This window comes from Shigella sp. FC1544 (assembly GCF_001722145.1).
Taxonomy (GTDB): domain Bacteria; phylum Pseudomonadota; class Gammaproteobacteria; order Enterobacterales; family Enterobacteriaceae; genus Escherichia; species Escherichia coli.
On the sequence record NZ_MECT01000096.1, the window covers coordinates 1 to 7,200 of the forward strand.

The window sequence follows — 7,200 nt, forward strand, 5'->3', positions numbered from 1 at the left end:
TCTGCATATCTGACACTTTGGTTCCCACTACTTATTTGGTGGACACCACTTTGTCTAATTCGTCAGATTCTGACCAGACGGTTCAGGCTGTACGCTTACAGATAATGCGACAACCCGCTCGCCATATCTTCTACGATGCGATAGCCGTACTGCATAATGCCGGTGGTGACCTGTAACGTTGCTGCGCCGAGCAATAAAAACTCCGCCGCATCCTCCCAGGTTTCAATGCCGCCGATACCGCTGATTGGGAAATCGCGCAGTTCTGGATGGGTGCGCATTTGCTGAATGAAGCGCAGGGCGATCGGTTTTACCGCTTTACCGGAATATCCGGAAATACTCGATTTTCCGTTAACGATCGGCATACCGATTTTCTGATTAAGATCGATATTGGTGATGGATTTAACGGTGTTAATCGCCGCAATGCCATCTGCGCCGCCGCGCTTCGCCGCCAGCGCCACTTCGCACATATCACCGATATTCGGCGTCATCTTCGCCAGCATTGGCAGCGTGGAACCCCGTTTCACTGCCCGACAATATTTTTCTACCAGCTCCGGGCTTTGCCCGACATCGCTACCCATCGCATGAGAAGTCATTTGCGGACAGGAGAAGTTACACTCGATCATATCCGCGCCAGCTTCTTGCACCAGGCGCGCCAGCTCCTCCCATTGCTGCTCATTTTCCCCCATGATCGAAGCGATCAATACTTTGTCCGGGTAATCTTCCTTCAGCCGACGCAGGGCGGCCAGATTCTCTTCCAACGGATGTTCAGCAATCTGCTCCATATTTTTGAAGCCGATAAAACCGGTATCTTCTTTCACCAGATGATCAAAACGCGGCGAGACTTCGTTGGCGATAAAAAAGCCGATCGTTTTAAACACCACACCGCCCCAACCTGTGTCGTAGGCTTTGGCACACATCTCATAGCAGTTGCCTACCGGCGAAGAAGAGAGGCAGAACGGGTTGGGAAACTTCACGCCGCAAAAAGTAATCGAAAGATCTTTCGTTAACATGAGCAAGCTCCCTCTAAATAGTGATGAATCGCCTCGGCGGCTTCTTTCCCGGTTTTCACGGCATAGACCACGGTTTTGTCACCCTCAACAATATCGCCCGCAGCAAAGACTTGCGGATCGCGGGTCTGGTAATTTTGTGTATTGATAGTGTTACGCTGCGGCTCTAACTCCGCAAAGGCATCCAGTCTGGCATGCTGACCGACGGCGAGAATAATTTTATCTGCCGCCATTGTCAGTTCGCCCGGTAACCGTACATGCTTAAACGTGACTTTATTGCCTTCCACGGCTACTGGCGTGAATCCATCGATGATCGAAACGCCCAGCTCTTGGGCGCTGGTAAACTCTTTTTCGCTTGCCGGAAACTCATCTAACTCTTCACGCGCTACGCAAGTTACCGCCTGACAGCCGAGAACTTTCAGCGTGCTGGCTACGTCCATCGCGACATCACCGCCACCGATAATTAATGCGCTTTGTGGAATGCTGATATCGCCTTGCGCCTGTCGTACACGTTGCAGGAAGTCGACGGCAATCTCAACGTCGCTATGCTCAAACAGCGGTAGCCCGGAACCGCTTGATAACCCCACGGTGACCAGTACCGCGCGGTTTTCCGCTTTCAGTTGCTCCAGGGTGAGTGTTTTACCGATTTCGTTATTGCACTTAATGGTCACGCCCATTTTTTCAATACGGGCGATCTCTGCATCCAGCACTGATTGCGGTAACCGGAATTGCGGAATACCGTTACGCAACCAGCCACCGGGGTGCGCTTCTTTCTCATAAATCGTGACGTCATAACCCTGGTTTGTCAGTGTCACACTGGCCTGCAATCCGGCAGGACCTGCGCCAATAATCGCGACTTTGCCGAGCGTTTTAGTACCGGGCTGATAAATTTCCATCCCGGTTTGTTGTTCAAAATCAGTAACAAAACGCTGTAAGCGGCCGATATCAATGGGAGCATCAACACCGGCACGGGTACAACCGCTTTGACATAATTTCTCCGTCGGGCACACTCTGGCACAAACGGCACCGAGGGCATTATTTTCGCGAATTGTCTCGGCAGCGCCTTTAAAATTACGAAAGTAGATTGAGCGAATAAATTTCCCCGGATCGGTCTGTGCTGGGCAAGCCTGACTACAGGGAGCGTCATGACATAATAAACAGCGAGAGGCTTCTTTAATCGCCAGTAAAGGCGTAAAAGCCGGAGTGAGTTCATCCAGATAATTTTGTTGCGGCATGTGATCTTCCTTAATGCTATGAGTAATTAAGGCGAACGCTAAATAAATATTGCGTGCTGATATTAAGGCTATGCGCGTGGGGAAATTTAAACTGTGAAAGGATTCACAAATAGCTGCGGTTCAGAATGTTATATCCGCAGCTTATTGAGTGAAGTAATAATTATTCTCAATAATTAACAGAAAAGAGAAAATATTAACGATAGAAAATAAGATAAACAATCATGCCGATAGATAAAATTCCGAAGCCGATATATGCCACCATATAAGCGAAAAAGAGTCCGGAATTTTTTGCTCGCCAGACATACACCGGTTCCGGTGCATTTTTAACCCGTTTATCAATCGCGCCTGCGCGCCAGCCTTTCCATGCTTCGCGGAAACAAAATATCGGGATAAGGAAAAAAACGGCAACGACAAAAAACTGCTGTACATCCATAGCTACTTTCCTTGTTTCTTTTGTAATTCAAGTAACTGTTCGGGTGTGACGGCGGGATACCCCTGCGCATCTTCCGGCACCTGGTGCATAGCCGGAATAGGGACCAGCGGCCCTAAAAAACGCGGTTCACGTTTAAAAATATAAAGGTCAGCCAGCGCACCGAAACGGGCGGCAAATTCGCGAATACGTACTGACAGCATATCTTTCGGTGACGGTACGGCATAACACTGAGCCTGAATCCCCATATGCAGCGCAATAAATAATGCCCGCTCACAGTGGAAACGTTGGGTGATAATAATGAAATCATTAGTATCGAAAACTTTGCGTGTACGCACTATGGAATCCAGCGTACGAAAGCCTGCGTAATCGAGAACAATATCTGATGGGTCGACACCAGCAGCGATTAAATCTTTGCGCATGGTCATCGGCTCATTATAACTTTGCAATGCGTTATCGCCGCTCAGTAATAGATAATTTACCTTACCGCTGTTATAGGCATTAATCGCTCCTTGAATGCGGTAGCGATAATACTGATTAATTACGCCAGTACGATAATATTTTGCTGTTCCGAGCACCACACCGACCTGGCGGTAGGGGAGATCCTGCAATTCGTCGTAGATATAAGGCGCGGTTTTCCAGCTCATCCAGCGATCGAGGCCGAGCACAGTCAACAGCAGCAAGCCGATAAGGACTAACAGGCTGAGGAACACGCGCTTTAACATGCAGGAGACTCGATCTAAGGGAAATTTCCATCAGGCTACTTTACCCGCTGGTTTTGCGCAAGAAACGGCAAACTGTTTGCCGGGATTTTCGACACCAGGAGAGGGCTGGCAAGCCGGACAAGGCGTTCACGCCGCATCCGGCACCAGGCTTAAGCGAGAAGCACGCGGTCGATACTGTGACAGCCGAGCGCTTTCAGCGTTGCGGAGGTGGCATCCCACTGAATCAACGGCGCATCGGCTTTTTCTGCCAGAACCGCGCGCTGGATATCCGGGTAATCATAACCCTTGAGATTCAACAGAATTAACGCTCCCTGCAACGGTGGCAGAGTCGGGTTGAATGCGGCGTTTTCAGCGTAGCTGCCGCTGAAAATACGACCGTCTTTACATTCCAGCGCGACACCGCTTGGCGACTTACTGTAAGGCATGTGCGAACGGTTTGCCGCCGCAATCGCCGCCTGAGAAAGCGCATCACCAGTCAGCGCATAGCCGTGATCCTGCTCGTCCATCAGCAGCGTTGTAATCTCCAGATCTTTCGGCCCAAAGGCATCCGGCAGATAGTCACGTAGCGCGTGTGCCTCGCGGCCCGGCAGATGAATACGCAGATCCAGACCGCTGTTCAGTTCATTCATAAACTGACGGCAGTGACCACAAGGCGTGTAGTTAACGGTGATGGCTGCAAGCGCTTTTTCACCACTCAACCAGGCGTGGCTGATCGCGCTTTGTTCGGCATGAACGGTTTGCTGCATTGTCGCACCAATAAATTCCATATTGGCACCAAAATACCAGGTTCCGCTCACACCGCGCGCAATTGCGCCAACATTAAAATTCGACAATGGCGTACGCGCACAGGCCGCCGCCAGCGGAAGTAGTGCGAATGCCAGCGCGTCTTCGTCCAGCCCCGTTGCGCTCTTCAGCGATGAGACTTGCTCCCCGGTCAACAAAGCGGGGAAGTACTTGTCTGCCAGAATAGGTTCCAGTGCAGATTGCAAGTTATCCGCAAGTTGGGCAAAAGCGGTTTGAAAACGTGGATGCATGGCGTTGCCTCATAATCATGTAATGGGATAACAGTTTACGAACCCGTTATGGCTTTATATGTGATCTGAATCTCATTAATTATGCAACGCGTGAAACTTACATCAAAAATGCGCGACGCATCGCAAATTTTAGCCCATTACTGCCAGAATAATCGGGAAAAGGAACGGTGCGATCAGCGAAGTAATTATCCCGCATAACACCAGCGCTAGCGAACTAAATGCACCTTCCTGATAATCCAGCTCGGCGCAGCGCGCTGTACCGAGGGCGTGCGAGGCAGTCCCCATTGCCAGACCGCGCGCAGCTTTGGTACGAATACGCATCGCATTAAGCAATGTATGGCCAAATACCGCGCCGAGAATGCCGACGAAAATCACGCAAACTGCGCTGATTGCCGGAATACCGCCAATACTGCCGCCAACCGCCATTGCAATAGGCGTGGTGACTGATTTCGGCAGGATTGACGCGGCGATTTCCGGTGAAGCGCCCATCAACAATGCCACGGAAGTCCCCGTCACCATCGCAACCACGCTGCCGATAAAACAGATGGTGATGATCGATTTCCAGCGCGCGCGGATCTGGTGTAGCTGCTCATATAAAGGATAGGCCAGCGCGACGACCGCCGGTTGCAGCAGATCGTTTAGCACTTCGCTACCTTTAAAGTAACTGTCGTAAGAGATGCCGGTCAGCATTAAAAAAGGAATGATCACCACCATTGCTACCAGCAACGGGTTAAGCAGGGGAAACTTATACCGTGCCGCCAGTTTGCGGGCGGCAAAAAAGACAATCAACGTCAGCGGTAATGACCACCAGATATTCGCCATCATTCTTCTGATCCTTTCTGACCTACGACTTTACGTTCGCCGTGTACCAGTTGTGAACTCCAGCTCACCACCAGAAAAACCACCAGCGTACTGACAGCACAGGAAACCACTACCGGGCCAAACTGCGCGCGGAGCAAATCAAAATATTGCATGACGCCTACGCCAATCGGCACAAACAATAGCGCCATATAGCGAATCAGTACGTAGCACCCCGGATTGACCCATTTTGCCGGAAGAATTTGCAAGGCCAGCAGGACAAACAGGATCAGCATCCCGATGATGCTGCCCGGAATGGTTACCGGTAGCAGGGAAGCAATGAAAATGCCTGCATACAGGCAGGCATAAATCAGGACGAAAGCGCGTAAATATTGCCAGATAATGTTCAGTGTCTTACTCATAATCAACACCCCAGATGAGATGGATTCATCATACAATTAATCCGTAAAACGTGCTACCGATCACATTAAGAGATCAGCGCTTATTTTTTCGCTCCCCGGCATTACGCAATGCGCAACGAACTCAGGCATACATCAAGCATAGAGAGGGATTACAGTTTGCAGCAATCCCTCTTTGCAGACCTTTAATCCGTTGACCATAGGCGCTAACATGGCGCCTCATTTTTTTGCGGGTGAAGATATGCGTGTGTTACTGGCTCCGATGGAGGGTGTGCTTGACTCTCTGGTGCGTGAATTGCTGACCGAAGTTAACGACTACGATCTGTGCATCACCGAGTTTGTCCGCGTGGTGGATCAACTGCTGCCGGTAAAAGTTTTTCATCGCATTTGCCCTGAGCTACAAAACGCCAGCCGGACACCATCCGGTACGCTGGTGCGCGTGCAGTTGTTGGGTCAGTTCCCACAATGGCTGGCAGAGAACGCCGCCCGTGCGGTGGAATTAGGTTCCTGGGGCGTGGATCTCAATTGCGGCTGCCCGTCGAAAACGGTCAACGGTAGCGGTGGTGGGGCGACGTTACTCAAAGATCCTGAACTCATCTACCAGGGTGCAAAAGCGATGCGTGAAGCTGTACCGGCGCATTTGCCCGTCAGCGTGAAAGTGCGTCTGGGCTGGGACAGCGGTGAGAAGAAGTTTGAAATCGCCGATGCGGTTCAACAGGCTGGTGCTACGGAGCTGGTGGTGCATGGACGGACAAAAGAGCAGGGTTACCGCGCGGAGCATATTGACTGGCAGGCGATTGGCGAGATTCGCCAGCGGCTGAATATTCCGGTGATTGCCAACGGCGAAATCTGGGACTGGCAGAGTGCGCAACAATGCATGGCGATCAGCGGCTGCGACGCAGTGATGATTGGTCGCGGGGCGCTCAATATTCCCAACCTGAGCCGGGTGGTAAAATATAACGAACCGCGAATGCCGTGGCCGGAGGTGGTTGCTTTGCTGCAAAAATATACCCGTCTGGAAAAGCAGGGCGATACCGGGTTATATCACGTAGCGCGGATTAAACAGTGGTTGAGTTATTTGCGTAAAGAATACGATGAAGCAACAGAATTATTTCAGCATGTTCGGGTGTTGAATAATTCCCATGATATTGCAAGGGCTATTCAGGCAATTGATATCGATAAGCTGCGATAATAGTGGAATCGCAGCTTATCAGAGACAATGAATCGCTTATTCAGCTTCATCATCTTGTTGCGCTCCTTTCATGAACTAAGCCACATATTGCCACTGGCGCAAGGTGCGCGCAGAGGGAGGACAATCGCCTCCTCCCCCTGCACCCCCGGGCTCTGGCGGGTGATGCTGCCAACTTACTGATTTAGTGTATGATGGTGTTTTTGAGGTGCTCCAGTGGCTTCTGTTTCTATCAGCTGTCCCTCCTGTTCAGCTACTGACGGGGTGGTGCGTAACGGCAAAAGCACTGCCGGACATCAGCGCTATCTCTGCTCTCACTGCCGTAAAACATGGCAACTGCAGTTCACTTACACCGCTTCTCAA

The 7,200-nt window shown here is 50.9% G+C and carries 8 protein-coding genes and 1 pseudogene; 2 read left to right on the forward strand and 7 right to left on the reverse strand.

All coding sequences use genetic code 11. From position 1 onward, the window contains the following. Positions 1–98: 98 nt before the first annotated feature. The 7 genes and pseudogenes from preA to BGK49_RS06805 form a co-directional block, all read right to left on the reverse strand. Positions 99–1,010: pseudogene (preA, locus tag BGK49_RS06775) on the reverse strand (NAD-dependent dihydropyrimidine dehydrogenase subunit PreA); the annotation flags it as partial. After that, a complete protein-coding gene (gene preT, locus BGK49_RS06780) occupies positions 1,004–2,242 on the reverse strand; it encodes an NAD-dependent dihydropyrimidine dehydrogenase subunit PreT (RefSeq protein WP_001136326.1) in 1,239 nt (412 codons plus the stop codon). The gene preT and the pseudogene preA, both read right to left, overlap by 7 nt. A 193-nt stretch (positions 2,243–2,435) precedes the next feature. Then, entirely contained in the window at positions 2,436–2,675 is a 240-nt protein-coding gene (locus BGK49_RS06785) for a DUF2542 family protein (protein WP_000383099.1), read from the reverse strand. A gap of 2 nt (positions 2,676–2,677) precedes the next feature. Beyond that, positions 2,678–3,397, reverse strand: coding sequence for an outer membrane permeability protein SanA (gene sanA, locus BGK49_RS06790; RefSeq protein ID WP_000920064.1), 720 nt, complete (start codon positions 3,395–3,397; stop codon positions 2,678–2,680). 149 nt (positions 3,398–3,546) lie between these two features. Next, the gene (cdd, locus tag BGK49_RS06795) at positions 3,547–4,431 is read right to left on the reverse strand and encodes a cytidine deaminase (protein ID WP_000553568.1); all 885 of its coding nucleotides are present in this window, start codon (positions 4,429–4,431) and stop codon (positions 3,547–3,549) included. 129 nt (positions 4,432–4,560) lie between these two features. Beyond that, entirely contained in the window at positions 4,561–5,256 is a 696-nt protein-coding gene (locus BGK49_RS06800; RefSeq protein WP_000968208.1) for a CidB/LrgB family autolysis modulator, read from the reverse strand. Further along, positions 5,253–5,651 carry a CidA/LrgA family protein gene (locus BGK49_RS06805; RefSeq protein WP_001295452.1) on the reverse strand — a complete coding sequence of 133 codons (399 nt, stop codon included), beginning with the start codon at positions 5,649–5,651 and terminating at the stop codon, positions 5,253–5,255. The genes BGK49_RS06800 and BGK49_RS06805 overlap by 4 nt, the downstream gene beginning before the upstream one ends. 238 nt (positions 5,652–5,889) lie before the next feature. Here BGK49_RS06805 and dusC point away from each other — a divergent pair, with 238 nt between their 5' ends. Together dusC and BGK49_RS25735 are read left to right on the forward strand one after the other, a co-directional pair. After that, a complete protein-coding gene (gene dusC / locus BGK49_RS06810) occupies positions 5,890–6,840 on the forward strand; it encodes a tRNA dihydrouridine(16) synthase DusC (RefSeq protein ID WP_001311941.1) in 951 nt (316 codons plus the stop codon). A 213-nt stretch (positions 6,841–7,053) separates the two neighbouring features. Then, a partial coding sequence (locus BGK49_RS25735; protein WP_001393286.1) for an IS1 family transposase occupies positions 7,054–7,200 on the forward strand: 147 nt, incomplete at its 3' end.

Coding starts and splice junctions, on each gene's coding strand:
- preT (WP_001136326.1), bottom strand. CDS start 2,242: ATGCCGCAACAAAATTATCTGGATGAACTCACTCCGGCTTTTACGCCT.
- BGK49_RS06785 (WP_000383099.1), bottom strand. CDS start 2,675: ATGGATGTACAGCAGTTTTTTGTCGTTGCCGTTTTTTTCCTTATCCCG.
- sanA (WP_000920064.1), bottom strand. CDS start 3,397: ATGTTAAAGCGCGTGTTCCTCAGCCTGTTAGTCCTTATCGGCTTGCTG.
- cdd (WP_000553568.1), bottom strand. CDS start 4,431: ATGCATCCACGTTTTCAAACCGCTTTTGCCCAACTTGCGGATAACTTG.
- BGK49_RS06800 (WP_000968208.1), bottom strand. CDS start 5,256: ATGATGGCGAATATCTGGTGGTCATTACCGCTGACGTTGATTGTCTTT.
- BGK49_RS06805 (WP_001295452.1), bottom strand. CDS start 5,651: ATGAGTAAGACACTGAACATTATCTGGCAATATTTACGCGCTTTCGTC.
- dusC (WP_001311941.1), top strand. CDS start 5,890: ATGCGTGTGTTACTGGCTCCGATGGAGGGTGTGCTTGACTCTCTGGTG.